Source organism: Halorubrum ezzemoulense DSM 17463 (assembly GCF_002114285.1).
Taxonomy (GTDB): domain Archaea; phylum Halobacteriota; class Halobacteria; order Halobacteriales; family Haloferacaceae; genus Halorubrum; species Halorubrum ezzemoulense.
In genome coordinates this window covers 1-26,008 of the sequence record NZ_NEDJ01000045.1, presented here as the reverse complement: position 1 = coordinate 26,008, position 26,008 = coordinate 1, and the positions used below count along the sequence as shown (strand labels likewise).

The window sequence follows — 26,008 nt, the reverse complement described above, 5'->3', positions numbered from 1 at the left end:
CCACACGAACCAGGTAGAGTGTCTCTGGTCACTGCTCCAACCGTGGTTGGCGAAGTTCCGCGGCCTGTCCAAGCAGGGCTTGGAACAGGCCGCTCGGACCTACGGCTTCCTCCGGTCACTGAACCTTCCTGGGGCACCGATCCACAGTCTCGTGGACTGTATCCCTGTCAATGTATTCCGCTAGTTCCGCCAGTCTACCGAAGAGCGTCTCTCCTTCTCGCTTGTCACGTCTCGCCCGACGCGGTCGCCGCTCGTTCACACATCGGATTCGTGACGGAGACCGGTCGGTACCGCTGCTGTGCCGCAGATCCAGATCTGATACTCTCTCGCCGAAGTCGTTGATATATTCTGTAACTAAACTACTCAAAATAACCCGAAAATCGCACGACGTGACGTGTTTATCAACTCGGATAACCGGGGACGTGGTCTTAAGTAGGAAATCCACTTCGCTATCGATAACGCCCGCCGGGCAGGCCGGGGGCCGACGCAACACACAATGTTCGAAACCATACTGGACGAGGAAGAGCGCGGTCAAGTGGGGATCGGGACCCTCATCGTGTTCATCGCGATGGTGTTGGTGGCGGCGATCGCCGCCGGCGTCCTGATCAACACGGCCGGGTTCCTCCAGACGCAGGCAGAAGCAACGGGCGAAGAGAGTACAAGTCAGGTTTCCGACCGGCTTCAGGTCGTGAGTCAATCTGGATATCTCAGCGACACGTCCTCCGGTACTGTGGACCACCTACAGTTTGTGCTCGCACAATCACCGGGTGCTGATAATATCGATCTTGATGAAGTGTCCGCTGAGCTAATTGGAGAGGATGGGCAAGAAACCTTCCAACTGAGTAGTGATGAGGTCGATATCAACATTTTCACTGGTGGTCCGAACAACGTAATGACTGACACTAGTGATCGAGCAGAAGTCTCGATTGCGCTCACCAACAACAACGACATTACCGGTGTGTCAGAGAATCTCGGCTACACGCTTGAGGAGGGTGATACGTTGACGTTCACTTTCACCACACCGTCCGGGGCGACAACCACTACGGAGATTCGGATTCCGAGCACTGTCGTTGATAATTCAGTGAGGCTGTGAACATGTTTGAAACTATCACTAATGCCGAGAAGCGCGGTCAAGTTGGTATCGGAACGCTCATCGTGTTCATCGCGATGGTACTGGTGGCGGCGATCGCCGCCGGTGTGCTGATCAACACGGCCGGGTTCCTCCAGACGCAAGCAGAAGCAACGGGACAGGAGAGTACGGACCTCGTCTCTGAACGGATCGACGTAGCGAGCGAAGTCGGTATTGTCTCTAGTACAAATACTGAAGAGCTTGATGAGATCCGTCTTACCGTTACTGGTGCACCAGGTGCTGATCAAATTGACCTCGGTGAATCCACGATCCAGGCTGTCGGACCTGGTGGCCAAGAAAATCTAGTTTTCGCTCCAGGTCCTGATACTGATGTTAGTGGTTCGCCTGGACAAAATGAAATTATTTCTCCGTCGGAAATAAGTGAATCAACGACGACAATTAAAGTGAACGTTGGAACACTTACTGGTGGTGCATCAAGCATTCTTTTGACTGACGGGACTGGTAGTAATACGTACGAACAGGCCGTTACTGGTGGTCAGGTAAACACGATCGACTTCTCTAATCAAGGACTTGATTTGACTGCCGGTGATCTCACAGTGGAATTGACTGACGGTGGTGGCACCGTCCAAAATGGCCAGAGCGACACGGTTCTAACCCTCCCAGGCCCTAATGCGGTTGATACTGATATCAGTGCCGCGACAACGTCCGATAGCCTTGTCACTCCGTCAGAGATAAGTCAATCAGCGACGACGATTGAGTTCAAGGTTGGTAGCGGGACTGGCACAGAGGTCACTCTGACTGATGCTACTGGTAACAGTTTCACACAGAGCATTACTACTGGCCAGAAAAACACTATTGACTTTTCTGGCCAAGGATTTGATTTGACTGCCGGCAGTCTCCAGGTGGAACTATTTGATGGTTCTAGTAGTTCACTTGACACAGCAACGGTTACACCCGTACGTACTGCTATCGGTGACGCTAGCCAACTCAATGCTGATCAATTTGCCGTTCGTGAGGATGGTTCATTCCACCAGAACCCTGTCATCGATGAGTCGAACCAACAGTATCAGATTATCCTGAACCCGGCAGTTGGTGCACTACAGAACACTGATAACCCGAACGATAAGTTCGGACAGGCTGATACTGCTTCGCTCGATATCGTCTCACCTGCCGGTGCGACGACTTCATCTGAATTGCGTGCCCCAGACCTGTTCAACAACAACAAAGAAGCTGTCCGGCTCTAACGACTCTCGAATCATCTGCTAACCACTTTCGGCGGAACCGATCCGCCCGGAACACCTATTTTCTCGCGCGTTCACAGCTTTACTATGAGCGACCGCGACGCACCGGCCGCCGACCCCGACGCGCCGCCCGCCGACCCCGAGGAACTCGACTTCACCGATGACGAGAATGTCGTCGAGATCGATGAAGGGCGGTACGTCGTCGGGACGAACGGCCGCCCCAACGTCGGGCGCTCGCAGGACGACCGCCGGCCGCCGCCGGACGACGCGGCTCCTCCTGCCGACTCGGGCGAGTTCACCGCCGTGGAACCCGCAACCCCCGACGACCGCCGACTCGCTGGTAACGACCCGCGAACGAGCGCCGCCGGGCCCGGCGTCGAGGACCGCGACCAGCGACAGACAAGCGGACAGGACCGAGCCAGCAAGCGGGGACAGCCCGGCAGGCGGGGACGTGCCGGGTCAAGTCCGGGCGAGCAGCAGGCACCGTCCGGCGCGGACGCGGTCGACCGGCAGGCGGTGAGCCGGTGGCTGGCGACCTCCTTCGACGGCGACGGCTTCGACTACGGTATCGATGCGACGCTCCACGCGAACGGCGACACCACCCGCCAGCGGACCGTGTCGAACGACGTGACGGCGACATTCGACACGCTGATCTCGTGGTTCGCCTCCAATGCGGGGCCGAACTCGCCGACGCCGGAGGCGATCGGGTTGCTGCTCGCCGCTTCCGAAACGACAGTCAACCTGCCGCCGGTGGTGATCAAGCGGTTCGCCGCAAACCAGGGGCTCACGGCGAGCGATAGTATCGGCGACCTCGTGCGCGCCGCCGAAGAGGAAGGCGGCTTCCAGATTGAGTAAACCCCGCTGGGGTCGGTTTTCAGAACTGGTTCACACCACCAATTCAACGCGAGCGTTGGTTAACTACAGAGCGCAGATACTGTTGTAGAAGGCTTACAACGCCCGAATCACCTCGGTTTTTGAACGGGCCGCATCCACTGGTTGAGGTCGCTGACGGTTTCTTGACTCACATGGACCCACGTCTGGCCATTCCAGGTCTCTTCGACACGCTGCCAGTGGTCATTCGACTGTGGAATGAACCGCACTCGATGGCGGGTTCCTGCGTGGTCAGTAAACTCGAGAACTTGTTCACACCGAGTTGACGACGTCATTGGCTGTGTTGGAGTCGCAGTACTTTGTGGAGCTGTACATTCAGTTTGTGAAGCGCTGTCGACCGTTGCTGTGTTGCTGTCTGACATTTGTTCACCGGAGGGAATCTCTCAATCATACCCTCCACCCCGCTCGGGGGGTACAAACTACTTTTGTACAGGCGGTCGAGGCGACTGCCCCGGGGCTTGACCCCGGGGTGCGTTCACCAACTACTAGACGGGATCAGATCTCGATGGCTGAGCCCACAGGCGTTCACTTGACGTACCGCAATCCAAATTCTCATTCGGCTCTGCTGAAATCCTATTATTCAGATATATTATCGGCTGAAACAGCCGGTCGACAAAGAGTGCGTATCGAGCATCAATGGTCTGTGTGAGACGGTAGGTCTCCCGAAGCGTTTTGCGTCTCGGTGAAGTACTGACAGGTATGGCACGAGCTGATTCTGGGAATTCGGACCCTCCTGAACGGGAAATCCGCTTAGTGAAGAACCCAGATGGCCAGTGGACGGCTCGTGATCTCCGTGTCGGCGTGACTGCTCAAGGTAAAAGCCGGGACGTAGCACTTGACAATCTTGATGCCGTCATTGAGGCGGTAGAAGGTGATGGCGGGCGGCCTCCAACCGATGAGGAGATACGTGACCTCGGTGTTGATCCTGAAGTCGCTCAATCACAGAGCGATGAGATCCCCGATGTCTTACAGTAGCAATGGTGACGCGGGATTTTTCCGGTGAAGACGTGTACAAAGTGCTGACGAACGTTGGTGGATTTCAGCACGTCCGTACCACAGGGGATCACCTGATTCTTCGATGGGACCCACCAGAAAGCCATGAGAACACGGATACGCGTACCGTGATTGTTCCGGCCCACGACTCAATCAGCATCGGAACGCTCCATGATATTGCTGACGACGCCGGTGCGGAGAATTTCGAAGCGTTCTGCGAGTGGATCGACGAGAATCGGTGACGACCGATATAGGTTTCTGAGTCACCTGTATTGACCGGAACCGGAGTAGAACGTATCACTTTCTGAGGATTTCAACGGAGCCCCTCATTCAAATTTAAATAGAATAATTCACAAAAATACGGTAGCGTTGCCATCACACCCGATTACCGACACGATTATACTTAGACCGCTTAGCTGAAGTTCTAAATTACGGACAATAAGCAGTATAATCGCAAGACGTAGCGGGGTTACTCTGTTGGGAAACCGACTGATAATAAAAATAAAAAAGAGCTACCCAGAGGATCCGACAGAGCATGTGAATAACATAGGGCGGTGCCATCCACCGGGGCCCAAGCGACCACTGACCGGGGCGGACACCCGATCCAATGCACTACACAGATCGGCAAGCGACCAGAGCACCGAGACCTGGGAAACCACTCGACGCGGCCTCAATATGGGCAGCCACACCAAGGACGAACCCACGTGGATGGGTCCGGTCTGATCTGCTCAGCAGCAACCCACCCCTTGTCGTCAGCCCACCAAGGCCACGCACACTGGAAGCCCCGGGCCGGCAGTGATGCGGCCCGCCACAGTGCTGATGAGACGGCTGTAATATCGTTATATCATACACGCCTTTCAGGAGACCTCCGATTCGGTAGCAGCCAACAGACGATACCAGGGCGGGAAGCAGGGCGATTGCCTGGGAGTAGACGGACAGTCCCGAGTAGCAACTGGTGGTCTGTCGCGAAGACATGAGACTCCTTCATTGAGCAGGCGGGTCTCCTACGGGAGGAAAAACGGAGCAAGCGGGTCTCCTACGGGACGAAATAACGGAGCAGGCGGGTCTCCTACGGGACGAAATAACGGAGCAGGCGGGTCTCCTACGGGACGAAATAACGGAGCAGGCGGGTCTCCTACGGGAGGCAATGACGGGGTCTGTGTTGGAAAACGAGACGTTGTTCTTTCAGGAACGGGATGTCCTGCGGTAGGAAACAGGATGTCTTGCGTTGGGGGATCGTTTGTCCTGCGGTAGGAAACAGGATGTTTTGCGTTGGGAGATCGTTTGTCCTGCGTTGGGGGATCGTTTGTCCTGCGTTGGGGGATCGTTTGTCCTGCGTTGGGGGGACGGAGGGTCTTGCGGTGGGAACCAATGAGTTCTGCGGTGGGAAACGGAATGTCCTGTGGCGGAAAACGCTGAGTTCTGCGGTGGGAACCAATGAGTCCTGTGGCGGAAAACGCTGAGTCCTGCGATGGAGAACGGTGAGTCTTGTATTGGGAAACGGTGAGTCCTGCGGTGGGAAACGACTGATCCTACAGTCGGGAACAACTGATCTTCCATCAGGATACGGTTGGTCCTACGGTAGGGAACGGGGGGCAATCTGTCGCCAGCGGCTGGTCCTGCTGTCGAGAACGGGCGGGGGTGCGTACGGACAAACGGAGCCATGAGCCCGGACACGGCGGCGTCTGTCTCACACACTGGACACGTCTGCGTCCGGAAGCGGCTACTCACAAGAACTGGATTGGCGAGGCCTGTCCAAGCTATCACCCGGTCAACTGTAGGCCAGCAAGCACTCGAACGGGGGGTAGCGCTGACAGGAACCCAACTTGAGAGTCCGCCACAGGGCATGCGATGTATGCCGCCTGTCACTGCGCCGGACTTGTCAGGAGCCGCTGTCAGGCGGCGCTGCTGGTGCTACATGGTGAACGCAACCGAGACACCACCGGTGAATGCCGTGTCCAACTGGCGCTCACAGACATGGGTCACGCGGACGGCGCGAGCAGGGACTGGGGGTGTGTTCACTGCGCGAGTGTCGGTCGCTTGCGGGTCGCGACATGTGGTATCGGTAGCATCGCCGGTGGACAGCCACGAGTCAGCCGTCCCGAGTGACGGTGCGAGCCGGTGGGTACGACTGGATCGAGGGTGGGTAAGACGGGTGTGCGGTGCGTGGCGTCGTGTCGGGAGCCTCCCCAAACGACGGTGTTGTCGTCGTGGCTGCGGTGTGTCGCGATCGTCGTTGGCGTCGGGAACGAGGGGGTCCCTACTGGGGCGCGCACGCAGTGACAACGCGGTGGTCGGGTGGGTCATGATCTGGTCACACGGATCACGCGGGGAGTCCGCAGGGATTTCTCCAGTCGGCGGCATGGATCGACGCGACAGCTAACCGGGTGGTGAACTGGGACACAGTGTTGAGCGAGTGCGCCGTGGCTGTATGGCGTCCCCTCTCCTAACGGGGGATGGACTGTGGTCCCGTTCAGGGAGCGATGGCTGCTGGCGAGTCGTGCGTCTCGGTGCGTCGCAGTGGTCACGGCGGTGTCTCAGTGTGGTGTGTGCGGTCGTTCAGTCGTGCGAGCACGGGTGTGGCGACCAGTGGCGTTGTGCTGAGCGTGATGTCGACGTGGGGAACGACGGCGTCTTGCGTTGTGATCGTGGTGGGGAACGACGGCGTCTTGCGTTGTGATCGTCGTGGGGGCAACGGCGTCTTGCGTTGTGATCGTGGTGGGGAACGACGGCGTCTTGCGTTGTGATCGTGGTGGGGAACGACGGCGTCTTGCGTTATGATCGCCGTGGGGAACACCACGGTCGTGAGGGAACTGCGCGGCGTGGGACAGTCGGTGTTGCTGTAGTGGTGACGGATCGATCGCACGGTGCTGTGGCGGTGTACGAAGCGTCCCGACGACGTCGACAGCGACGCCGCCCGGAAGGGCGCCATGCCAAGAGCGGAGGCGACGTCGTGGTGCGTGTGGTGGGAGGCTGGTCTCACGTCCCGGATCGGCCTGGGGACACTTGGGGCCACGGTGGGTTCACATTAGAATTACTCTGGGCTCTCGGTGGGTTCACATTAGAATTACTCTGGGCTCTCGGTGGGTTCACATTAGAATTACTCTGGGCTCTCGGTGGGTTCACATTAGAATTACTCTGGGCTCTCGGTGGGTTCACATTAGAATTACTCTGGGCTCTCGGTGGGTTCACATTAGAATTACTCTGGGCTCTCGGTGGGTTCACATTAGAATTACTCTGGGCTCTCGGTGGGTTCACATTAGAATTACTCTGGGCTCTCGGTGGGCTCACACGAGCATTACTCTGGGCTCTCGGTGGGCTCAGACAAAAAGTACTCTGGGCTCTCGGTGGGTTCACATTAGAATTACTCTGGGCTCTCGGTGGGTTCAGACAAAAAGTACTCTGGGGCCACGGTGGGTTCATATCGAACGCTCACCTTGATCTACGGGAACCACCACGGTTTCTGCAAAGCGCGTCGTGGAAGCAGGAAGCCCTACCCTCAACGAACGAGCCGCGTCAGCGGCGAGTGAGTAGGGTAGGGTAGGGTAGTTCACACAACGTCGCTGCCGACCATCTCTTGCGGATCGCGAATGCGCCACGTATCGAAGAGTACCTGCTCAACGTGCTGAAGCACGGAGAGAATACAGGTGAAGCCGAGTATGAGGCAACGGACAGCGATGTCGAATGCTGGATTCACGCCGACGTCTCCTACCAGAGTTACGCCTTCGGTGTCGGAGACAGCGTGTTCGAGTTCTCCGGCGTACCGATCAAAAGCGAAATCGCGTCGACTGTCACGCAACTTCAGTCGTAGGCTGTGGACTCTCGTTCAGGGATCGAAGTGGTAGATGTAGGGGTGGTCAGCCTTCCCAGCGGGCATGATTTCTTCGAGTAGCTCGCGAACCTCGGATTCGGAGGGAGCACTGGTGATGATTCGATCGTCGTAGATTGCTACATAGGCTTTGTTGAGTCCCAACTCGCGCAGTTCGCGACCCAAGCTGCGGGCTCGAGCCTTCCCCATCTCCTGATGGTAAATCTGCTCCAGTTCGTCGGTTTTCTCCCGCAACTGCTCGATCTCCGACGCGTATCGCTCTCGGTTGCGCTTGTTCTTCATGTAGAAGCGCAACTCCTCGGCGTCCGTCTTTTCGGCTTCCTCGGGAACTGGAAACGAGTCGATGATGCCGAAGCGATGTTTGGCCTCTTCGTACTCGTCGTCGATGTCAGTGCTGAGCGAGCCCCCGAATATGATGTTCTTGACCCCGATCCACCCATCGTAGACGATCTGATCCTCGAATGGCAACAGGACGACACTCGAAACCGGGACTGGAAGTGCAGATTCATCCCACACTTCGACGAACGGCAGCCGAGCCGGGCGGACTGCATATGCCTTCGGCGGTTCTGTCCAATCGAGGAAGATCGCGTCGTCTTCGCGATAGCGGACGACGACAAACTCTCCGGTGATGAAGTCAGTCCATGCTGCGACCTGCTCGAGATCAGCCTCCGACAGGTCAGCAGGGTTCTGGTCAACGAAGTCCTCTATCAGGTCCGTCGTTGACTCGTTGTACAGCGTGTTTCGGAGCGGGAGAAGCTCGTCAGTGTAGTGCTGTTCGAGGTCAGCGACCGTTTCGATCTCTTCGATGACATCGAATCGATCGTTGACATACATCAAGAGGTGGGCGTACAGATCAAGAAACCGTTGTTCGCTCTCTTCGGACAGCCGTCTGTCGGCTTCACTCATTGTTGACATTCTCTCCGCCCTGAAGGGTGAAGATTCCCACGGCCCCGCACCGCTGGGTTGGGGTGTTTACGGTTTGTAGCTGTCCCGATGACGGCTACTGGCTGTGCCAATCAGCCGTTACTCCTATCCCGGCATGGGATTCAGAGGTACTTCGTACTGTACCCGAACACTACAACAGAAAGGGGTACTTTCTGTGTGTGTGGTCGGGAATCCCAATATTGTCCGATTAAGTGGGCGGGTGGACCGCCTCGGATGATTATTAATACGACGACCACTCAGTTAAAACACCCAGCCAGAAGTTCGTGGCTGCTGTAGAGAATTGTCGGATTCATCCCCGCGCTGAAGCGCGAGGCTTTCTCCTTGATTCTCCGTAAAAGACGTGTTCATGGTCACAGTGAACTACCCCACCCTACTCGCTCACGGCTGACGCCGTTCGCTCCTTGAGGGTGGGGCTTCCTGCTTCCACGACGCGCTTTGCAGACACGGATGTATCCGCAGGGAGCGCAGTCTCCACAGGCGTTGATTCGGAGTGAACCACTCCTACTTCTTCAAGACCACGAGAAAGAATATTCCACGCCGCATTCGCGTCCCGATCCGCTTCAAACCCGCAGGAAGGACAAGAGTGTTCACGAACCCACAGCGGTTTCTCGGTTTTCACGCCACAGGACGCACACTCTTGGGTCGTGTCTTTCGGATCGACCTCTACAAAGTGCGTGCCTTCACGGTCGCATTTGTATTCGAGCATCCGCTTGAACGTCCCCCACGCCGCCGACGCCCGGTTTCGAGAGTTGCCCGGTAGTTCAACCAACCCTTTCGCGTCCAAGCTCTCGACGGCCACCAAGTCGTACTCGGTGGCGTAGTAGTTCGACAGCTTGTGCAAGAAATCACGTCGCTTCCGTTTTAGATCGGCATGGCGTTGGGCAACGACTTTCCGTTGTTTCTCCCAGTTGTTCGACCCATGTTCTTTCCGTGAGAGGTCGCGCTGGGCGCGTTCCAACTGTTCGCGTTCGTCGGACAAGTCAAGTGACCCGACAGCAGTGCCATCGGTATCGTGGGCGTATTTGAGTATCCCAACGTCGATCCCAACACATCGCTCGGGGCCGGTTGGTTTCTCCGGTGTCTGTTTGCCGTCGACAGCGAATGAGGCGAACCACTCACCTGTCGGCTCTTTCTTGATCGTGACTTCTTTGATCGTCACGTCGTCGGGGATCACTCGGTGGTTCACGATTGGAATATCCGCGAGTTTCGACAGTGACAGTACAGGCTGGCCGTTCTTACTATCGAACTCGAAACCAGACTGTACGTAAGTGAAACTACGGAAGTCCTGTGGGGCTTTCCAGTTGAGACTACCGACGTTGTAGCCCCGCTCTTTCAGTTCGGAGAGAGCTTTGATGCTGTCCTCAATTCGCATGACAGCCGCCTGTGCGACTGTCGAGTACAGATCGTTCAGTTCCTCCCACCACTCTTTGAGGTCGGTGAGTTGATCCCGAACCTGCCGCACTCGTTGGTTGAGTGTCCCCGCCGAGTCTGGGATTTGCTCAAATTTGTTGAGTGCGTGGTTGTAGAGTTGCCTACAGGTGTCACGGTGGTAATCCAGTTGCTCACGCTGTTCGGGCGTGGGATTGAGTCGGAACCTATAGGCGTAGTACATTGGGAGTAGCTATTCGTCGGGATCAGACGTTCGGACGATTTTCACGTCTGCGCCACGCCACTGTTTCGGAACGAGAACGTGTGCGCCGTTTCCGGTGGCTTTCACCTCGCCTTCGATGACTTCGTGGCCTTCGATTTCGTGTCTATCCATCACCTGTATTTATACATTGTTTCAACGTAAGTGTGTCGGTACGTGGGGCATGGAGTAGTGATACAGAGCAGTGTATGTGAGGCGATGACGGCGGTGTATCCCCTCCCTACTGCGCTACTCGGCCTCCGGCCTGCGTTGCTCCTTGAGGAAGGGGCTTACCGCCTGTATTCAGCTAACTGGAGATATGGGTGGTCATCAACACCGTGCTCGAGCTCCTCGCGAATAACTGGGACCGTACAGATTCCAGAGAGGTTAGCAACTACCCACAGCTGGTCGATGTAGGCGAAATTTGAGAGGACAGTCGTGTTCAGGACGCTCGGGTTCGCTGGAATATCGCCGCTTGTCATTTCGCACGTGACTCCTCGTCATCCGAAACCTCCTCATCAAATTCGAGTTCACTTGCTGCCGCTACCTCGTAGGCCGCGTCGTCTTCGTCAATGAGCCCGAGGCGGAGTTCAACGCCGTGCTCACGGAGGATGTCACGCATCGACCACCGGTCGACAGCAGCGAGTCTCGCGGCATCACCGAGCGTGATCCGCTCACGTTCGTAGAGGGCCACCGCAGCTGCAATACGTTCGTTCTCGTGGTCCTCGAAGTATTCACGCACGAACTCTCGCAATGCATCGCTCTTGCCACCAAACACACCAGCCTCAACAGCACCCTCGATGAGGAGGTCAAGGTCGTCTGGATAGGAGCCGGTGATTCGTGCCATCGTTCTATGCCAGACTACGTCTTCATACTATTTATGAACTAGCCAGAATCCCATATGCATTGAGAAGGCCAGTCTCAACTTCTGTTATCGTGCGGCTCCGTCCTGAACCTCTCTCTCACCAGCCCCCCTAATTCTACACTACTTATTCTTATTATCAGTCGGATTGTGGTCATCATAACTCGGCGCCTGCTGTCGATTTGGACTCGTAGTAACCGTCACCGTAATTGGGTCTCTATCACCGACACACCAACCCAGAGTTGCCTGGGTATTATCACAATCAATATTCTCAACCGGCCGTTTATACTGTGGTATTGAAGATCGCCTGATTACACGATATGTTGCGACGACGACGAGTTGTGGTGCCGGTGTGGTGCCGGTGGGCGGCCGGATCCACGCTCGGGAGCGAGCGGGTACCCGTTCCTGTCGACGAGCAGTACCGTCGGGCTCGCTACCAGCCGCCGGACGGATCCCGACTGTCACAGGTGTGCCCTCAGGCGTCCGTTCGACGCGACGGTGTACAGGAGACGCCGCCAGCCCGAACGACAACGAGAGCGAGCCAGAGAGCGCGGTCACCTGCGGCGTGGCGACACGCTGGCTGTCGCACCCTGATACGGCAAGTGGCTCGACGGCGGCGCACCGGGTCACCGCCGTGGGGGGCCTGGACACGTCCCGAACGCGCTCGTCGATCGCGTCGACGACGTCCGGGCGACGCTCGGGAGCGACAGGCGTCGCGACGCCGGTGGCCACCAGGACAGCCCCGAGCGAGTTCCGGCACCCGACAGGTCCCGTGGCCAGCAGCGACCAGGCAGCGCGCTCAGTTGGCGACAGGTGAACAGTGCTGAGCGTATCACAGACACCTGCCGAGACCGACGCCCAGTGGGTCCGACTGATTCCGCCCGGCGTCACCGATCCAGCTGCGCGGATTGCCGATTCGATGGGGGGCATGTTGGCACAGGCAATCGGGACGATCGTCAGCGCTGCCCCGCCGAATCTTCGGGCTATCGATATCCTGTGTTACCGGGGAATCGCTCACGAGGAGTATCTCCTGCGGGCGTGTCCAGCTCCAGACAGCCGTCGCGGGTCGGCACTCCCGATTCCCTCGGACCCAGAGATTGAGACGACTTCTGCCAGCGTTCAGGATGTCGATACGCTTACCGTGCGGTTTGGGGCGTGGCTCGCAGACCAACTCATTGATCGGATCGGTGTCGAAATCGTCACCTGCGATCCGACGCCGCTCGGCCGGACGCAGACACTCACGACCCGGTTGGTGACCGATTCGGAGACACCGATCACAGTCGATCGAGCCGGATCACAGAGCCATCTGGCGACGTATCTCGACGAGCTCATCGAGCAGTCGGTCCCCCACGTCGCGCGCACGATTGTTGCGCCGGCTGGGTCGGGTACCTACCACGTCGAACAACAGGTTGGCCATGTCACCCCGCAGGCACGCACGCTCCAGCGGCGCGACCTCGCACGCCACAGTACGCAAAACACTGGGCCGTCGCTTGCCGCGCAGTACGACGCCGACGCGATCACGTCGACGTGGGAGCTGTTGACCGAGGCTAAGTGGGAACCCAGCACGCTACGCAGCCAGTCACCGTGCCAGCCGACGCTTCACCGCCAGCCTAGGACTGGTGCGGCTGCGGGCACGTTGGTTGATCTTTGTACCCAACAGCTGGAGTATCAGCGATTGCTCGGGACGCTTGGGGATCCACAGTCGCTTGCCCAACAGTACGACACCCTCGCGTATTCACCGACACTCGAAGTTGAAGCTGCGTCACTGACGAGCATGCTGGGGCTCGTCTGGGGGTATGACACACCGGCGTGGGAGACCCAACACGACTTCGATCGCCGGCCCCCGATCCTTGAGTCGCTCGCGCTGCTTCGATCGGCTCCTGGGACCGATGAAACGGCTGGGCATAACCCACGGGTTCCGGGTGGGGACCAGTCGTCGTCCAACTTTTGGACCCCGGCGTCGGCGACGGTCGCTGACTGGCCGCTGCCGTCGTCGGGATCCGGAGCGGTAGGGCCGGCAGCGCCGGCCGTGACACGGCGGGCGATCAAGTGTCTTCGTGAGTACGGCGACTCACTGTCGATGACTGCGACGTCTGGTGTTGATACGCCGTGGGCCACCGCTGTGCGGCGCCCGCCAGACGGCGACGCGAGTATTCTTGTGGTTGATGACGATGGGTCTGTCCCGCCGGGCGAACTTATTGCGGCCGCCTCGCATGGTGTCGACACCCACGCGATAACGGTCGTCACCGAGACGCAGGCCGCCGCCGAACGGGCGGCCGCAATCTTACGAGAACCGTTTGTTGGGGCAGCCGACACGGAAACGATCCTGTATCCACGGACGGCCCGCCACTGGATCACGTCGGGACACGTTGCTGTTGTGCCTCGCGAGACGCCGCTTCAGTGGACGATCGACCCAAATGGAACAGTTCGGTTGTACGCTGCCGATGCGTGTCTCGCCAGTGGAACTGTCTGGGGAGATCCGCTTCGACCGACAGTGCCGTCCGATGATCCCTCCACCCCGCTGCGATGGGTCGCCCCAGAGTCGCCGCCGGTTGTGCGGACGACCGATGGCGTGGCTCGCGATCAGTACGACACGCCAGCTGCGCTCGCTGACGAGTACCGGTCGATCCAGCTCCCGGCGGTCCCCGCCCGGCGCTGGTGGAGTCCACGCGCGACGTGTCTCTCAGTTGGCCCAGCTGGCCCGTCAGTAGTCGATCCACGCCGGCGGTTCGGGAGACACGAAGAGTCACTCGAAACGGCTCTCGAAGCGTTCGTCACCACGTACACGTGTCAGGCCGAAACAACGCTGACAGCGTCGACGATCGCCACTGCGTGCCGCCGCTTGTTGTGCCCACAGTCGGCCACCGTGGTGTCACACATGGAGCTGAAACGGTTGGTGACAGACCTCTCACGCCGGACGACAGGGCCGACTCACACCGAATCAGCGCTCATGGAGCCTGAGACGGTGACGCTCACCCAACGTGGGTGGATCTACCCGGACACGACAGCGGACCGGCCGGCCGCCCCGTTTGCTGACGCGACGGCGGCCGGGACGCCGACAGCATCGCTTGCAGAGAGCCTTGCGGTTGCCCCTGACTACAAATGACAGACCCAACTGACACGGACGATGTAAAGATTTACTCACAGTGGCCCCGCGTCGGCTGTCTCCGGTTGCGGCCACCGGAACGCGACGATGGGACGCCACCGGCGCAGAGTCATCCCCTTGCGTCGGTGATCCGATCGGCGTTTTCAAACACCAAACTCCGGCGGCTTGAGTTGTTGTCATGGCCGGCAGCACCGCATCAAGAATGGGTGCTTCACCCGATTGATTCGACGGTCCAAGCCCAACCAGACGAAGACGATGATCTTGATGACCCCAATCAGACGCAGGTTGGCCAATTTGGCACTCCAACATCGGTGACTCACGACGAAGCGAGCGCGGCGACTGGGGCGCTTGAATCGGCGTGTAAAGAGCAGCTTGTCAAGCCGTATGGGTACGGCTACGACCGGTGTGCTGTCGATCTGTCACCGCTTGAAGGAACCATTCGGCCGACGTGTCGGCTTGCGGTTCGGGAAAGTCCCGATCTGCTCCCGCTAGCACAGCGGAATCCACACGGTGTCGTTGAGCTCATCAGCGATCTCAACGACCAAGATGTTCCTTATCTGCTACAGACAATTATTTCGCGGGGCGGAAAACAATCTGATTTCGAACTCTCACAGCGGCTTGCCGTTTATCGGCCCAACTACGGACTTGCCACCGAACACGATTTCGCCAAACATCTCGATACTGGTGAGCGAGTCGATCTTAGCACGTACTATGACGACCAAACGAATCGGATTCGCTCAAACTTTGATCTCGACGCAACACGGTATTTCGATATCGACACCTCCGGCGATCGCTACGAGGCCGTCTCACGGCACAAACATGATGTCGAAATCATCCGTGCAGCACGACGTGTGCTTGCCGGGCGCAAAGATTGTCACGACCTGTACGCCGGGTATCACGACACCGACAAAGAACTCGAGAACCTCTATCAGTATGCCAACTACTACACGAAGATCCCAGTTGATAAGCGAACAGTGCGAGCGTTCGTTGCGCTCGTGTCTGACTCGATCGAGTACTCTCCGTGGGAGAACGTCGGCTACATCGATCCACCCAAGCTGATCACGAATCCCGTCGTCGTACCAACAACTGCGGGCGAGACAGCGGATCCGGAGGGCGCTTCGCCCGAAAACGTCACCCAGTACGACGACGAGCAGTCGGTCAGACTAATGACCCAGGGATCAGCGGAACATCAGCTCAACGAGGACTGGGTTGTGGACTACTTTGCGGACGCTGGCTGGACGGTCAAGCAACTCGATACTGAGGCAACCGAGTCTGTGCCTGATATCTGGATACAAAAAGACGAGATCGAGTACTTCGTTGAAGTCGAACACAAAGGCACCGATCAACCAGCAAATGTATTGACAAACGCAGCACGCGCCGCGCATTATGATATGGACGTAATTTTTGTTGTCAAAAAGAAACCCATAGCGCAATCGATCGCCAAAATGCTTCGAGAGCCCGTCACCGACACCGACGTTCATAATGGCGCGCAGCTGTACACGATGTCGGACGAGCTGACGCTTACTGACGGGAGTAAACCGGTGTTGCCACCGGATGTCGAGTCATCCCAGTGGTATCTTCGGTATCAGGAGCCACCGGAAGCCGAAGACGAGGACGATACTGATATCAAAGCACGTTCGCCGTCACAGATCGAGCCGGAACTCCGGCTTGAGACACCGGATGGGGAGGTGCTTGCCGCTGGGTCCGTTGACGAGAGCGTCGCAACATGGGAGTTTGAAGAGCTCCTCTGCGAATCGGATCCGAGTGCTGCCGACCGGACCAATGTTCATGGACCGTTTGTCCCAACGCAACTTGCGTACTTAGCCCGGAGTAGCCTTCGGTATCGTAACGGCGACCAACTCGAGCGGCTTGATCCAAATGAGTACCCTGCTAATTGGAATCAAAGCGACGCGGCTGGCAAACGTGAACGGTACAAGAATGCCTACGAAACATTTGTTGACCGATACACTGTCGCTGTCGACTACACCGAGATTGAAAAGCCCGACTTTATCAAGCCGATGAACGAGCGGATCTACAAACCGCAGACGTCACGCAAAGCCCCCGGTATGCGTGAGTCTGGCCGGGCGCTCTGGCAGTTCGCTGAGCGTAAATCTCGTGACAATAATGCCCTTGATCTGATCAAAAACCGGACGTGGCGGTGGCCCCACGATGTGACCTCGCCGGACATGTCTTTTGTTGGTCACTCAACTGTGTTGTCCGAACTCGGCCTTGAGGAGTGACTGGCTGCTACCGGGGAGGCGTGTAGTTCGAGGGATTCTAGCATTATTATAGAGTATCAAGGAGAATACCTGCGGCTTCAGCCGCAGGATGAATCCGACAATTCTGAGCCTGTCCACGTAGTGATAGCCGATCGGAGATTTGACAATCCGTGGCTTAAAGTGACAGGCAACCCTACATACAGACAGGAATCAGACCGGAAATAGAGCGATTCCGATCAGTCCTACGATGGCGGCCTGTCCGCCCCAAGCAATGAGACAGTAATCGGAACCAGTCGGGTGAACGGTCGGTTCCTACAATGAACCGATGCAGTGCCCGACTGCCGTACGCACCACAGAAAGTAACTCTAAGTCCGTCGACATCTGCCGGACTCCCCGAGGCACAAACAACTCTGGGAGTCCGAACACGATGGAGGATAGGAGTACCGGGGGCTTGGCACTCCCAGCAGTCCCACCCGCCACAGTCCGTGAACCCCGTACGGATTCTCACCGTGCTGGGGTTCGGTGGAACTGCAAACCTGAAATCTCCAACGCTCAGGATTCCTCCGCGTTTACGCGGAGGAGAATGTCAAGAGAGACATCCCAGCTGATCAGTGAACACACCTCGTGGTCAAGCCCCGGGGCAGTCGCCTTGACCGCCTGTACAGTCGGTTGCGCCGAACAGATGCGTGTCGTGCGCTAAAATGACAGCCGGGCGGTCTGCGTGTGCGTCCGTCGGATCGCGAACCCAACAGACCGTTCCAGACGGGTGCCTACTCATCTTGGAGGTCTGCTTCGAGTTCGGCGAGTTCGGCCTCCAAGTCTGCGTCGTCCGGCTCTTCTGCCGGCGTCATCGCTTCGGGGTCGGGGTCGTCCGTGTCTCGGTGGTGCCCAAACAGTCGATTCACCTGATCCAGATTTCTGACGTACCGGTGGAGGTCATCACGCTCGGGAAGCGCATGGTAATACCCATCTTCGGTTTTACCCACGTATTCCTCGTCATAGAGCCGAGCAAGCGTTGTTGTGGCTGTCCCTCGCGGAATGCCGAGGTCCTCATCGAGATCTTTCGGAGAGAATCCCCATTCGGGGTTTCGGTACAGGTGTGCGACGATGTTTGACTTCGTGGTGCCCGGTCGAAGATCGAGTTCTGGGTCGTGGTTTTCGAGGTAGACGGGCATACTGTACCAGCCTGTAGTAGCGTGTAGTATATAGTAGTTTCTCAACTTGTGTCCTATGTGCGACTCTTCGATTTCGAGTTCCGTTAGTTGACAGAAAGCATTTATTATGCCCCTCGAGTCAAGTTAGCATGAACGCTCGAGCGTTGGTCGGAAAGCCACGCACTTGGTGAGACGGTCCGTGCGACCGCCCTTCCAGGGCCGTAGCGGGCTGTTCGCCGGTGTGTGTCTTTCCATGAACGACGCCGAACTCCTCCGTCGAGAACTGCGCGGTGCTCGCGAAGAACTGGTCCGCAAACGCGCACGACAGTCAGACGACCTGCCAACATCGGAGAGTCAACTTCCGTTGATGCCAGAGCGGGACGCGGCGTTCCTTCGTCTCGCCCTGATGAGCGTCGACGACCTCGAAACGCACATCGATCGACTCGAACGCGATCTCGCTGATCTCGAAGACGGTATCGATCGCCCGGATACGGAGCGCGAATAGACGCCTCGAACGCACATGAACCTCACCGACGGGTAGCCCGAGTACCGAGGAGGTACACTGTCAGTTCTCCACGAGTGAACTACCCTCCTAGTCGCTCACGGGTGAGGCCGTTCGTTCCTTGAGGGAAGGAGTTCCTAATTCGACAACGCGCTTTGTGAACCGCCTCGTCATCCTCGAGGCCCATCGTACTGTAGCGTGGGTGCTAGTCGTCTCGGCCATTGGTGTGGATCAGGGACTTGAGCCGCTCAGACACCGTCTTCGCGAAATCGCTTCACGGTCACGTCCACGTCGTCGAAATCGTCGTCAGCACCTGTGTAGGCTGTCGCCTCTTCCATCGCTGCTGTGGCTAGCGTAAAGGCGTCTCCGAGTGCGACGTTGTAGTCGCGCTTGTAATCGGCGGCTGATTCCCAGACGTCTTCGGCGGTAACGATATCGCACCAGTTTCGAATCCGAGTTACGTATGCTTGCGCTGTCTGTGGGTCGTCTCGTCCGCAGACGTACCGCACTTCGGTACACGTCACCGTGTTCACTGACCCCTTCAGCTGGCCGCCTTCCACGCGGTCAATAATCGCTTCGACGGCATCACTCCCAGGCTCGTCCCAGTAGTAGGCAATCAGCGGTTCCGCGTCGAATACGACGTGATCCATTAATTGTCTCGCTCGAGGCGTTGACTTCGCTCCTTGTCGGCCTTCCGCTCCTCACGAAGGATGGCCGTTCCGCACTCTGCCGTGGTTGCGGCTCCACGGAAGTCTTGGAGGCTGGGGAGGGGTTCAACGACAATCTCTCCTTGCTCGTTTTCGTGAATGCGAACCCTGCTTCCCGGTTCGATTCCATGCTTCTCCCGGAGCTCTTTGGGAATCGTCGCTTGGCCTTTCTGACTCAGGTTCACGATTCGGCCTTCGTCAGTTGTACTCATTATAGTATTACTATTCGATGTACTACCTTGAAGCTTTTCCCAGTCGCTCTGATAGAGATACGAGCGCATACCCCCGCCTTGCCGTGAGTGACGAGTGTTCCGACAGAGTGTCGGAACCGAGGAACGAACAGGCGGGGGTCGAGCGGACATCATAGTGTGACAACCCACTGTTCTATTGTAGTGCCGGATTTCCCACGGATTCACTTCCACTCCGGATGGCTGGGATATATATCTGCCACAACCAAAATCTTCGTACGGTGACGATGGGCGAACTCACGAAAACCCTCGAACTGAAGCTTGTGGACCCGAACCTCCATAAGCGACAGAAACTTCGTGAGACACGCGACGCCTATCAACGGGCGCTTCAGGCTGCCTTTGACACTGGTTGTGACACGCAGTCAGCAACCAACGATGTGGTTGTCGAGTACGACCTGAGCGGCTACGCGAAAAATGCCCTCAAGAAGTACGTCCCACAACTCTGTGGGAACAGTTACGACGCCAACGAGATCCACGACGACCACCCAGTGCGGTTCACAAACGAGGGCCTACAACTCGACCACCAGCCACAGAACGCTATCGAGTGGTACGCCAAAGTCCCGCACCACGAGGATTACCACCTCTGGATACCAGCACGCGCCAATCCCGACCAGCGGGATTGGCTTGAAGCGTTAAACGCAGGCGACGCCGAGATGGGTAAAAGTCGGCTGTTCGAGCGGGATGGAACGTGGTACCTCCACGTCACCGCAACCCGCGACGTGGAGGACAAATCTGAGGCGTCCGCCGACAAGCGGACGCCGATTGGTGTGGACATCGGTGAAGCGAGTCTCGTCACGGTGTGTCACCGCGACGGCTCTGGTTCTCCGGTTCGCCCCCGCCTGTGGGCCGACGACGGCAAATCCGTTCGTCGGCTCCGCAAAACCTACTTCACCGCCACAAGACGGCTTCAGAAGCGTGGAAGTGAGCGAATCGCAGACTCGTTCGGTGACGCACTGTGGAACCAGATTGACGATGTGTTCCACCGTGTGACCCGCGAGGTCGTGGAGTACGCCGAGTCCGTCGAGAACCCAGTGTTAGTGCTGGAAGACCTGAGGTACATCCGCGAGAACATGGACTATGGCGAGTACATGAATCGGCGGTTGCACGGGTGGGGCTTTGCGAAGCTCCACGCACAGATTCGCTACAAAGCCGCCGAGAAGGGGATTCCCGTCGAGACGGTGAATCCCCGGAACACGTCGAAGGCGTGTCACGCCTGCGGTGAACACGGCTACCGGCCACGACAGGCGACGTTTAGATGCTCGAACGGCGGCTGTTGGGTCGGTGAGTATCAAGCCGACGTGAACGGGGCGATAAACATTGCAGACCGCTACCGTAGTGGAGAGAGTCACCGCCAAAGCGACTGGGCTTCCGGTCAGAAGGCTGGTGCCGATGACTCGGCTACGGATGGGGCCTCTTTGACCGGGCCACAAGACAGCCAAGCCGATGCTGAAACCCAGCAGACGACGCTTGGAACGTATGCGTCTTGAAACCAACAGGCCGCTTCGCTCGGCCTGAAATCCCGTGGTGGGATTCCCGCGTCTTCAGGCGCGGGAGGAGGTCAAGACATAAAACGCAGGTGGGACCTCCGCAGTCTTGTGCGGGTGAGATCCCCCCAGCACTCGTTCAGTAGCCGAAGTCGTAGTCAGTGTCGCGAGCGCTGACGTAGTCGTCGTTGCCCGTTCGATCTGGCACGTAACACGGACCGTGACTTGGCCCGTTGAAAACGGGCGCCTCAATATCCAGCCCGCTTCGACGGTGAACGAGCAGCGGTAGTCGGTCACGCATGTTTTGGATGCGCGGTTCCCGCCGTGCGTGGAGCGTGCCACCCGGCGGCCGGCGTTCGGTGAGCGGCGGGAGCCGGTCCTTGAATAGATCCTGTTCGGTCATGATCCGCACGTCGAGGTGTTGTGCTAACTGCCATGCGCTCGCCGTGACGCGGCGGGCGACGGCGAGTACGGGCAGTGCTCGCGCGAGAGCGGCCCGGAGCGCGACGGCTTCGACAGCGTCCCGCTGGACCGGCGCTTGGTGCCAGTCTTTACACTCGACGACGAGGAAGTCGGTCGGCTCCCCACGCAGTCTGTCTCGGCGGGCGATCACGTCGGTTTCGAGCCCGAAACAGTACTCGTTGCGGGCCGTGGTGTACCCCCACCGATCGAGTGCGTCGGCCACCTGGGTTTCGAGCCACCGGCCGTTGGTTGGATCGTGATCTGGGTCTTCGCTGTCGGGCGTGCCGACCGTGTCGATGTCCGCCGTGAGATCGAGGGTGTTGTTACTCATTGGTTGGATCCTCAAGGGTGTCTGCGGCGGCTGCGCGCTCGGCTGCTTGTTCGAGTGCGGTCGCGACTGTTTGGGCTTCGCTCGGCGTGAGCACGGCGTAGGTGACTTCGTGATCATCACCGAAGCCGAGGAGGACACGCGAGCCCTCGGTGACTTCGGTGCGGTCGGTGCTAACCTGGATGGACCCATCTGTCGCTGTCGGGCGGTTGTATCTGATGACGGTCTCCAGATCGAGTGATTGGTCACTCATTGGTTGGTCCTCGTGGGCGAGCGCTGTGGCTGTTGGTGTGGCGTTGCGACTGCTGTCGTCGGGGAGGCTGTGGCTGCCATTGTCTCGTTGGCGTGGGTGTCTCGGCTGTCTGGTGGGTACTTGTCGGTGCGGTGCGACTGTGGGCATTCGTGGCGCAGATTCATCGGATACGTGGTGTGTGGGGTGGCCCCGTTTGGGGTGGTGATACGCAGCGTGGGTGGGGGGTGGTGGCATTCCCGCTTGGTCTCGATCGGGTGCTGTTGCCCGGTTGGTGGAAGCGGGCCGCGATGCGTCACCAGCGGCGTTGTCGTGCCCCTGTTTGGTGGGAGCCACGCCGTCACGGGTGGCGTTCGCGCGGTGCGCGTCGCTGTGGTCGTCCACCGGCGATGGCCATCTATCTGGACGGGACGAACGCGATCGAGTTCGCGAACGTCACTGAGTCGGCGATCATAGCTGCTCGCGGAGATGTCTGCGCGGTCGAGGAGCTCGCTGCGGCCGAGCTGCGTGTCGGCCCGCAGTAGGGCGGCGTACAGCTTCGTCGCCGTCGGGGTGAGATCCGGCCGAAAGCGCTCGGGTGGGAGCGTGGCCGCCGCGCGTTCGACCGCGGCAGGGGTTGGGTTGGGTAACTCGTTCAGCGCTCGCTGAAGGCTCACCACGACATCGTACGGACACGCACCGTGGGTGTCCGCCGGGCCAAACGAGCGGAGACAGAGCCGCACGAGCCGCTGGCGCTCGCGGGGTGTCCACTGTACATCGTGGGTCATTGCAACGTCGTCGATCACCCGCCGGATGGCGGGGTAGGTCGTCGCGTCTCGAACGGGGATCGCGAGGGTGGGTGCGTCTTCAGTGCCCTCAGCAATTGCCTCACGAACCGTCGTGAGTTCCTGTTCGAGGGTCGTGGTGATCTCGTCGTGAAGTGCGGTGATTGTCGGGCCCGCAAGCACCCACGACATCGTGAGATCGAGTTGGGCGTTGGGGTCGACGTCGTAGGGGAGCCGCCGGCACAGCTTTGCGGGGCGCTCTTCGAACAGCATCCGATACCCTGAATGGATCCCGTAGACAGACTGTTTGGGAACAGTCTTGCTGAGAAACTCACAGAGATTCTCGAGTCGGGTGGGGTTCCGCGCAACTGCGTCGGTATCCGGGAGTCTGATCGTAGCGGTGAGATCGATACCCGCCGCGTGGTACAGGTGGGTCGCCGACGCGACGAGCCCGTGGAGGGCTTCGAAGAGCTCGCTCCGAGCGGCCGTGTCGTCGCTGTCCGTAAGCGCCGCGAGCCGGGCAAGCTGCGTGTCACGAACCGTTTCGACGCGCTGTCGCCACGCCGTGTAGGTCGTTTCGTCCTCGCTGAACCACCCGACTTGATGGCCGCGACGAAGCGTTCGCCCCGGATCGCGGCCGGTGGCGCCGTCGTGGATCGCGGTGAAGTCGCGACCGACCCGTGAGGGGGTGAGGATCTTGCTCAGGGCTTTGTCGCTGAGTAAGGCAGCCGCGAGACGTCCCAACGTGACCAGGGGGCCACCCCACTGGCTGACCACGAGTGCCGTCTCGGCGTGGTGGCTGAGATAGGTGACCCGACCGTCGTCGAACGGGGCTGGCTGATCGTCGACGAGCGTGATGCCCGTCTCGTGGGCTGGAACGGTGAAGCGCCGGTGAACCGACTGCGTCTCGGGGGATTCCTCGGGGCCGGTCAGCCACTGGACGTAGTCGGCGTCGCCATCCGGGTCACCCGTCGCTGCGATCCATTCATCAATCCCGGTCGGGGTGGTTCCCGGCTGGCCCTCCCGGCGGGGAGACACTGTACTTGTAGCGTCGTGAGGGGTGTCAGTAAGACGGCCATCTAGCTGGCGCTGGTTCGGATGGATGAGTTCGTCGTTGGCGTCGAGACACTGGCTGACGGCCGTGTCGCCAAGCTCGGAGAGTGAGACCGTGTTGTGCTGTCCGCGACGGTCGACCGTGACGAGGCCACGATCTTCGAGATCGAGCACGTACCGGCTGACGGTTCCCGCCTCGATATCGATCGCGTGATCCTGTTCGAGATCGCGGTAGCTCCGCTCTTGTTCGGTGTCGAGATTCCCGAGGAGACGCCGTTTCCCCGGGGTGGTTGCGAGCCCGTTAAGCGCTGCCCACGCGGGGTGGGTGTCGTCCGTGGGCGCTGGTTGGCTTGGAGTGCGGCGGTGGTTTCGGTGGGACCGATCCCGGTCGCCAGTAAGACCGAGGTGGATCTCGCTCCACGCTGGGTACCGACGAGTCAGCTCACGCTGGAGCGCCGGCGACGCGACGACGCGCACGTCGAACCCGTCGGCGAGCACGGCGATCGCCGCGAGCGCTCGGACGCCAGTCCGTCGGTCTGTGAGGTCCGTCCACGTCTCTCCGTCGAGGAATAGTGTGAGCGTCTGTGGGTGATCGTCGAGTTCGCGGTGGAGTGCGACTGGTCCTTTCGCGAGCGCGCCAAGGTCACCGTTGACCGCCCCGCGTCCCGTCCCGACGGACTCGACCGTGTCGGTGAGGTCGACGTACCGTCGCCGGTGGTACGCAGAGAAAGTGTCTGGGTCTTCGTCGGCGTACGTGAGCGCAAGCGTCGCGATGGCGCGCGTGTAGCTGACCGCCTCGGCGGTGTCGTCACTCCACGTGTCCGTTGTGGTGTTCCACTTCGGAAGTGTCGTCGAGAGGATCGCTGCGCTGGCTCGAAACGGGTTCTCGGTGGTGGCGTGGCGGCGGACGGTTCGCTGACTCCGTGGACGGAGCTTCGTGAGCAGCTCCGGTATCCACTCGGTCAGCCGCGGGGAGACCGCTGTACAGACGATCCCGGCAGCGGAGGCGTTCGAGTCGCTGGCGATGAGTCGCACCCCGCGCTCAGGGGCCGCTGGGTGGCGTGTCGTCACCAGCGATCACCGTACCGTCTGTCGCCGGCGATACTGGTGAGCCTCTGGCGGCAACCCATTACCGAGGCGCGGATCTATCCCGGTGATCCACATCACTCGCCTCGCTCCGGATATCCGCCGTCCGATCGAGCGCGTTCCCGAACCGCGATCAGGAGCGGCGTCGGGTCCCGCTGTCTCGTCTGTTCGGGCTCGCGTTCTGTTGGAGCGTCCGGATGGACGTGTGGGTCGGCCGTCGTCGTCGGACTCGTGACGACGACAGTCGGGTCGAGCAGGACGTACGCTGTCGACTGGGTACGGGCGTCCGCACACGTTCCGATATGGCCGGTGACGACGTGTTCGCGAACGCCGCGCGTGAAGACGGTCGGATGCGTATGGCAATCGCCCTCGCACATGATGTAGCCGATCTCGTACGTCGGTTCGCCCGCCGCCCGGTAGGCGTAGGCGGTGATATCGTCGCCCTCACGGACGGTCTGTCCGCAAACCTGACACGCGAGATACTCCGTGTTGAGGGGGATGCGTGCGAGTCGGCGGGTGTCTCCAATCAGCGAATGGTTGCCGGCCATCAGCTGTGCCCCTCTTCAGTAGTGTCACCACGATGGCCGGCTTGCCATGCTTGGCGGGCGGACAGCGCGCGGCGACCGTGTTCGGTGAGGCGGTACTCGGTGGTCCGCTCATGATGTGTCCGCTTGGCGATAAGATCAGACTCGACGAGCGCATCAAGAGTCTGGGTGAGGCGGCCGTGGTCGAGATCCTCGCCGTAGTAGTCGTTGAGTTCTGTTTTTACTGAGCGTCCATTGTGAGTGTCATCGTGTGAGAGCGCCCACAAGAGGTCGCGCTGGAACGCGGTACAGTTCGCAAGGTCGTTGACGACGGTGTCTTCGTTCATGCGTCGCCCTCCGCGCAGTTGCGACAGACAGCAACGCCGCGCTGGGCGTCGACGCCCTCAGCCGGCGCTGAACAGAGTGCGCAGGTGCCGTCGGTGTACTTGCTCGATTCGTCGGTCGTCTCGCAGGGCTTAAGCCCTACAGTTGCCAGCATTAGCATGGTTCTGTGATACGGCACAGAACCCGTCCCGGCTGGGTGCTCCAACACCGCAGCCGGGGGTTCTACACTTTCTCGCGAGCCAAGGGTTCGTCACTCGGGCTCTGTGGATACACTATGTATAGCTAATAACTTATAGTT

At 59.2% G+C, this 26,008-nt stretch carries 21 protein-coding genes and 4 pseudogenes; 11 read left to right on the top strand and 14 right to left on the bottom strand.

Annotation, left to right across the window (positions count from 1 at the left end):
• The 7 genes and pseudogenes from B9H04_RS12290 to B9H04_RS12255 form a co-directional block, all read left to right on the top strand.
• Nucleotides 1–184 (top strand): annotated as a pseudogene (locus B9H04_RS12290) (IS1595 family transposase); the annotation flags it as partial.
• A 312-nt stretch (nucleotides 185–496) separates the two neighbouring features.
• Nucleotides 497–1,093: an archaellin/type IV pilin N-terminal domain-containing protein gene (locus B9H04_RS12285; protein ID WP_049933480.1), complete on the top strand. Its 597-nt coding sequence runs from the start codon at nucleotides 497–499 to the stop codon at nucleotides 1,091–1,093.
• 2 nt (nucleotides 1,094–1,095) lie between these two features.
• Nucleotides 1,096–1,845 (top strand): annotated as a pseudogene (locus B9H04_RS19620) (archaellin/type IV pilin N-terminal domain-containing protein); the annotation flags it as partial.
• A 573-nt stretch (nucleotides 1,846–2,418) separates the two neighbouring features.
• Nucleotides 2,419–3,186: a DUF7500 family protein gene (locus tag B9H04_RS12275; RefSeq protein ID WP_049933481.1), complete on the top strand. Its 768-nt coding sequence runs from the start codon at nucleotides 2,419–2,421 to the stop codon at nucleotides 3,184–3,186.
• 735 nt (nucleotides 3,187–3,921) lie between these two features.
• The gene (locus tag B9H04_RS12270; protein ID WP_080508760.1) at nucleotides 3,922–4,197 is read left to right on the top strand and encodes a type II toxin-antitoxin system HicB family antitoxin; all 276 of its coding nucleotides are present in this window, start codon (nucleotides 3,922–3,924) and stop codon (nucleotides 4,195–4,197) included.
• 2 nt (nucleotides 4,198–4,199) lie between these two features.
• On the top strand, nucleotides 4,200–4,457 hold the full coding sequence (locus B9H04_RS12265) for a type II toxin-antitoxin system HicA family toxin (RefSeq protein ID WP_049933484.1): 258 nt from the start codon (nucleotides 4,200–4,202) through the stop codon (nucleotides 4,455–4,457).
• Between the two features lie 3,314 nt (nucleotides 4,458–7,771).
• Nucleotides 7,772–8,026, top strand: a pseudogene (locus B9H04_RS12255) (hypothetical protein); the annotation flags it as partial.
• A 15-nt stretch (nucleotides 8,027–8,041) separates the two neighbouring features.
• Here the strand turns inward: B9H04_RS12255 and B9H04_RS12250 are convergent.
• The 5 genes and pseudogenes from B9H04_RS12250 to B9H04_RS12235 all read right to left on the bottom strand — a co-directional run bounded on the left by B9H04_RS12250 (nucleotide 8,042) and on the right by B9H04_RS12235 (nucleotide 11,463).
• Nucleotides 8,042–8,950: a hypothetical protein gene (locus B9H04_RS12250; RefSeq protein WP_049933325.1), complete on the bottom strand. Its 909-nt coding sequence runs from the start codon at nucleotides 8,948–8,950 to the stop codon at nucleotides 8,042–8,044.
• A 409-nt stretch (nucleotides 8,951–9,359) separates the two neighbouring features.
• On the bottom strand, nucleotides 9,360–10,601 hold the full coding sequence (locus tag B9H04_RS12245; RefSeq protein WP_049933324.1) for an RNA-guided endonuclease InsQ/TnpB family protein: 1,242 nt from the start codon (nucleotides 10,599–10,601) through the stop codon (nucleotides 9,360–9,362).
• Between the two features lie 9 nt (nucleotides 10,602–10,610).
• Nucleotides 10,611–10,751 (bottom strand): DUF2080 family transposase-associated protein, encoded by a 141-nt coding sequence (locus tag B9H04_RS18135; protein WP_121600587.1) that lies wholly within the window; start codon nucleotides 10,749–10,751, stop codon nucleotides 10,611–10,613.
• Between the two features lie 170 nt (nucleotides 10,752–10,921).
• Nucleotides 10,922–11,098, bottom strand: a pseudogene (locus B9H04_RS12240) (twitching motility protein PilT); the annotation flags it as partial.
• On the bottom strand, nucleotides 11,095–11,463 hold the full coding sequence (locus B9H04_RS12235; protein WP_049933322.1) for a UPF0175 family protein: 369 nt from the start codon (nucleotides 11,461–11,463) through the stop codon (nucleotides 11,095–11,097). The pseudogene B9H04_RS12240 and the gene B9H04_RS12235, both read right to left, overlap by 4 nt.
• Nucleotides 11,464–12,298: 835 nt before the next feature.
• Here B9H04_RS12235 and B9H04_RS12230 point away from each other — a divergent pair.
• Both B9H04_RS12230 and B9H04_RS18130 read left to right on the top strand, forming a co-directional pair.
• On the top strand, nucleotides 12,299–14,584 hold the full coding sequence (locus B9H04_RS12230) for a hypothetical protein (RefSeq protein WP_139835082.1): 2,286 nt from the start codon (nucleotides 12,299–12,301) through the stop codon (nucleotides 14,582–14,584).
• Nucleotides 14,581–16,824, top strand: coding sequence for a hypothetical protein (locus tag B9H04_RS18130; RefSeq protein WP_137708261.1), 2,244 nt, complete (start codon nucleotides 14,581–14,583; stop codon nucleotides 16,822–16,824). Before B9H04_RS12230 ends, B9H04_RS18130 begins: the two co-directional genes overlap by 4 nt.
• Nucleotides 16,825–17,573: 749 nt before the next feature.
• On the opposite strand, the gene B9H04_RS12220 is transcribed toward B9H04_RS18130, so the two are convergent.
• Complete coding sequence (locus tag B9H04_RS12220; RefSeq protein ID WP_049933319.1) at nucleotides 17,574–17,978, bottom strand: MarR family transcriptional regulator; 405 nt, start codon at nucleotides 17,976–17,978, stop codon at nucleotides 17,574–17,576.
• 232 nt (nucleotides 17,979–18,210) lie between these two features.
• Between B9H04_RS12220 and B9H04_RS12215 the strand changes: the two genes are divergently transcribed.
• Nucleotides 18,211–18,462, top strand: coding sequence for a hypothetical protein (locus B9H04_RS12215; protein WP_049933318.1), 252 nt, complete (start codon nucleotides 18,211–18,213; stop codon nucleotides 18,460–18,462).
• Nucleotides 18,463–18,707: 245 nt separating this feature from the next.
• On the opposite strand, the gene B9H04_RS12210 is transcribed toward B9H04_RS12215, so the two are convergent.
• Together B9H04_RS12210 and B9H04_RS12205 are read right to left on the bottom strand one after the other, a co-directional pair.
• Complete coding sequence (locus B9H04_RS12210; RefSeq protein WP_049933317.1) at nucleotides 18,708–19,109, bottom strand: type II toxin-antitoxin system VapC family toxin; 402 nt, start codon at nucleotides 19,107–19,109, stop codon at nucleotides 18,708–18,710.
• The gene (locus tag B9H04_RS12205; RefSeq protein WP_080508717.1) at nucleotides 19,109–19,378 is read right to left on the bottom strand and encodes an AbrB/MazE/SpoVT family DNA-binding domain-containing protein; all 270 of its coding nucleotides are present in this window, start codon (nucleotides 19,376–19,378) and stop codon (nucleotides 19,109–19,111) included. The genes B9H04_RS12210 and B9H04_RS12205 overlap by 1 nt, the downstream gene beginning before the upstream one ends.
• Nucleotides 19,379–19,641: 263 nt before the next feature.
• Between B9H04_RS12205 and B9H04_RS12200 the strand changes: the two genes are divergently transcribed.
• Nucleotides 19,642–20,901, top strand: a complete 1,260-nt coding sequence (locus B9H04_RS12200; protein ID WP_085682747.1) for an RNA-guided endonuclease InsQ/TnpB family protein — start codon at nucleotides 19,642–19,644, stop codon at nucleotides 20,899–20,901.
• 136 nt (nucleotides 20,902–21,037) lie between these two features.
• On the opposite strand, the gene B9H04_RS12195 is transcribed toward B9H04_RS12200, so the two are convergent.
• The 6 genes from B9H04_RS12195 to B9H04_RS18750 form a co-directional block, all read right to left on the bottom strand.
• On the bottom strand, nucleotides 21,038–21,691 hold the full coding sequence (locus tag B9H04_RS12195) for a restriction endonuclease (protein WP_049933262.1): 654 nt from the start codon (nucleotides 21,689–21,691) through the stop codon (nucleotides 21,038–21,040).
• Nucleotides 21,684–21,941 (bottom strand): hypothetical protein, encoded by a 258-nt coding sequence (locus tag B9H04_RS12190; RefSeq protein WP_049933263.1) that lies wholly within the window; start codon nucleotides 21,939–21,941, stop codon nucleotides 21,684–21,686. The genes B9H04_RS12195 and B9H04_RS12190 overlap by 8 nt, the downstream gene beginning before the upstream one ends.
• On the bottom strand, nucleotides 21,938–24,826 hold the full coding sequence (locus B9H04_RS12185; protein WP_049933264.1) for a helix-turn-helix transcriptional regulator: 2,889 nt from the start codon (nucleotides 24,824–24,826) through the stop codon (nucleotides 21,938–21,940). The genes B9H04_RS12190 and B9H04_RS12185 overlap by 4 nt, the downstream gene beginning before the upstream one ends.
• 92 nt (nucleotides 24,827–24,918) lie before the next feature.
• On the bottom strand, nucleotides 24,919–25,389 hold the full coding sequence (locus B9H04_RS12180; protein ID WP_049933265.1) for a hypothetical protein: 471 nt from the start codon (nucleotides 25,387–25,389) through the stop codon (nucleotides 24,919–24,921).
• Nucleotides 25,389–25,712, bottom strand: coding sequence for a helix-turn-helix transcriptional regulator (locus tag B9H04_RS12175; RefSeq protein ID WP_080508702.1), 324 nt, complete (start codon nucleotides 25,710–25,712; stop codon nucleotides 25,389–25,391). The genes B9H04_RS12180 and B9H04_RS12175 overlap by 1 nt, the downstream gene beginning before the upstream one ends.
• Nucleotides 25,709–25,864 carry a hypothetical protein gene (locus B9H04_RS18750; RefSeq protein ID WP_155120063.1) on the bottom strand — a complete coding sequence of 52 codons (156 nt, stop codon included), beginning with the start codon at nucleotides 25,862–25,864 and terminating at the stop codon, nucleotides 25,709–25,711. Before B9H04_RS18750 ends, B9H04_RS12175 begins: the two co-directional genes overlap by 4 nt.
• Nucleotides 25,865–26,008 lie beyond the last annotated feature (144 nt).

What these genes read in the sequence shown, in the direction of transcription:
- B9H04_RS12285 (WP_049933480.1), top strand. Translation starts at nt 497, where the DNA reads ATGTTCGAAACCATACTGGACGAGGAAGAGCGCGGTCAAGTGGGGATC.
- B9H04_RS12275 (WP_049933481.1), top strand. Translation starts at nt 2,419, where the DNA reads ATGAGCGACCGCGACGCACCGGCCGCCGACCCCGACGCGCCGCCCGCC.
- B9H04_RS12270 (WP_080508760.1), top strand. Translation starts at nt 3,922, where the DNA reads ATGGCACGAGCTGATTCTGGGAATTCGGACCCTCCTGAACGGGAAATC.
- B9H04_RS12265 (WP_049933484.1), top strand. Translation starts at nt 4,200, where the DNA reads ATGGTGACGCGGGATTTTTCCGGTGAAGACGTGTACAAAGTGCTGACG.
- B9H04_RS12250 (WP_049933325.1), bottom strand. Translation starts at nt 8,950, where the DNA reads ATGAGTGAAGCCGACAGACGGCTGTCCGAAGAGAGCGAACAACGGTTT.
- B9H04_RS12245 (WP_049933324.1), bottom strand. Translation starts at nt 10,601, where the DNA reads ATGTACTACGCCTATAGGTTCCGACTCAATCCCACGCCCGAACAGCGT.
- B9H04_RS18135 (WP_121600587.1), bottom strand. Translation starts at nt 10,751, where the DNA reads ATGGATAGACACGAAATCGAAGGCCACGAAGTCATCGAAGGCGAGGTG.
- B9H04_RS12235 (WP_049933322.1), bottom strand. Translation starts at nt 11,463, where the DNA reads ATGGCACGAATCACCGGCTCCTATCCAGACGACCTTGACCTCCTCATC.
- B9H04_RS18130 (WP_137708261.1), top strand. Translation starts at nt 14,581, where the DNA reads ATGACAGACCCAACTGACACGGACGATGTAAAGATTTACTCACAGTGG.
- B9H04_RS12220 (WP_049933319.1), bottom strand. Translation starts at nt 17,978, where the DNA reads ATGCCCGTCTACCTCGAAAACCACGACCCAGAACTCGATCTTCGACCG.
- B9H04_RS12215 (WP_049933318.1), top strand. Translation starts at nt 18,211, where the DNA reads ATGAACGACGCCGAACTCCTCCGTCGAGAACTGCGCGGTGCTCGCGAA.
- B9H04_RS12210 (WP_049933317.1), bottom strand. Translation starts at nt 19,109, where the DNA reads ATGGATCACGTCGTATTCGACGCGGAACCGCTGATTGCCTACTACTGG.
- B9H04_RS12205 (WP_080508717.1), bottom strand. Translation starts at nt 19,378, where the DNA reads ATGAGTACAACTGACGAAGGCCGAATCGTGAACCTGAGTCAGAAAGGC.
- B9H04_RS12200 (WP_085682747.1), top strand. Translation starts at nt 19,642, where the DNA reads ATGGGCGAACTCACGAAAACCCTCGAACTGAAGCTTGTGGACCCGAAC.
- B9H04_RS12195 (WP_049933262.1), bottom strand. Translation starts at nt 21,691, where the DNA reads ATGAGTAACAACACCCTCGATCTCACGGCGGACATCGACACGGTCGGC.
- B9H04_RS12190 (WP_049933263.1), bottom strand. Translation starts at nt 21,941, where the DNA reads ATGAGTGACCAATCACTCGATCTGGAGACCGTCATCAGATACAACCGC.
- B9H04_RS12180 (WP_049933265.1), bottom strand. Translation starts at nt 25,389, where the DNA reads ATGGCCGGCAACCATTCGCTGATTGGAGACACCCGCCGACTCGCACGC.
- B9H04_RS12175 (WP_080508702.1), bottom strand. Translation starts at nt 25,712, where the DNA reads ATGAACGAAGACACCGTCGTCAACGACCTTGCGAACTGTACCGCGTTC.
- B9H04_RS18750 (WP_155120063.1), bottom strand. Translation starts at nt 25,864, where the DNA reads ATGCTGGCAACTGTAGGGCTTAAGCCCTGCGAGACGACCGACGAATCG.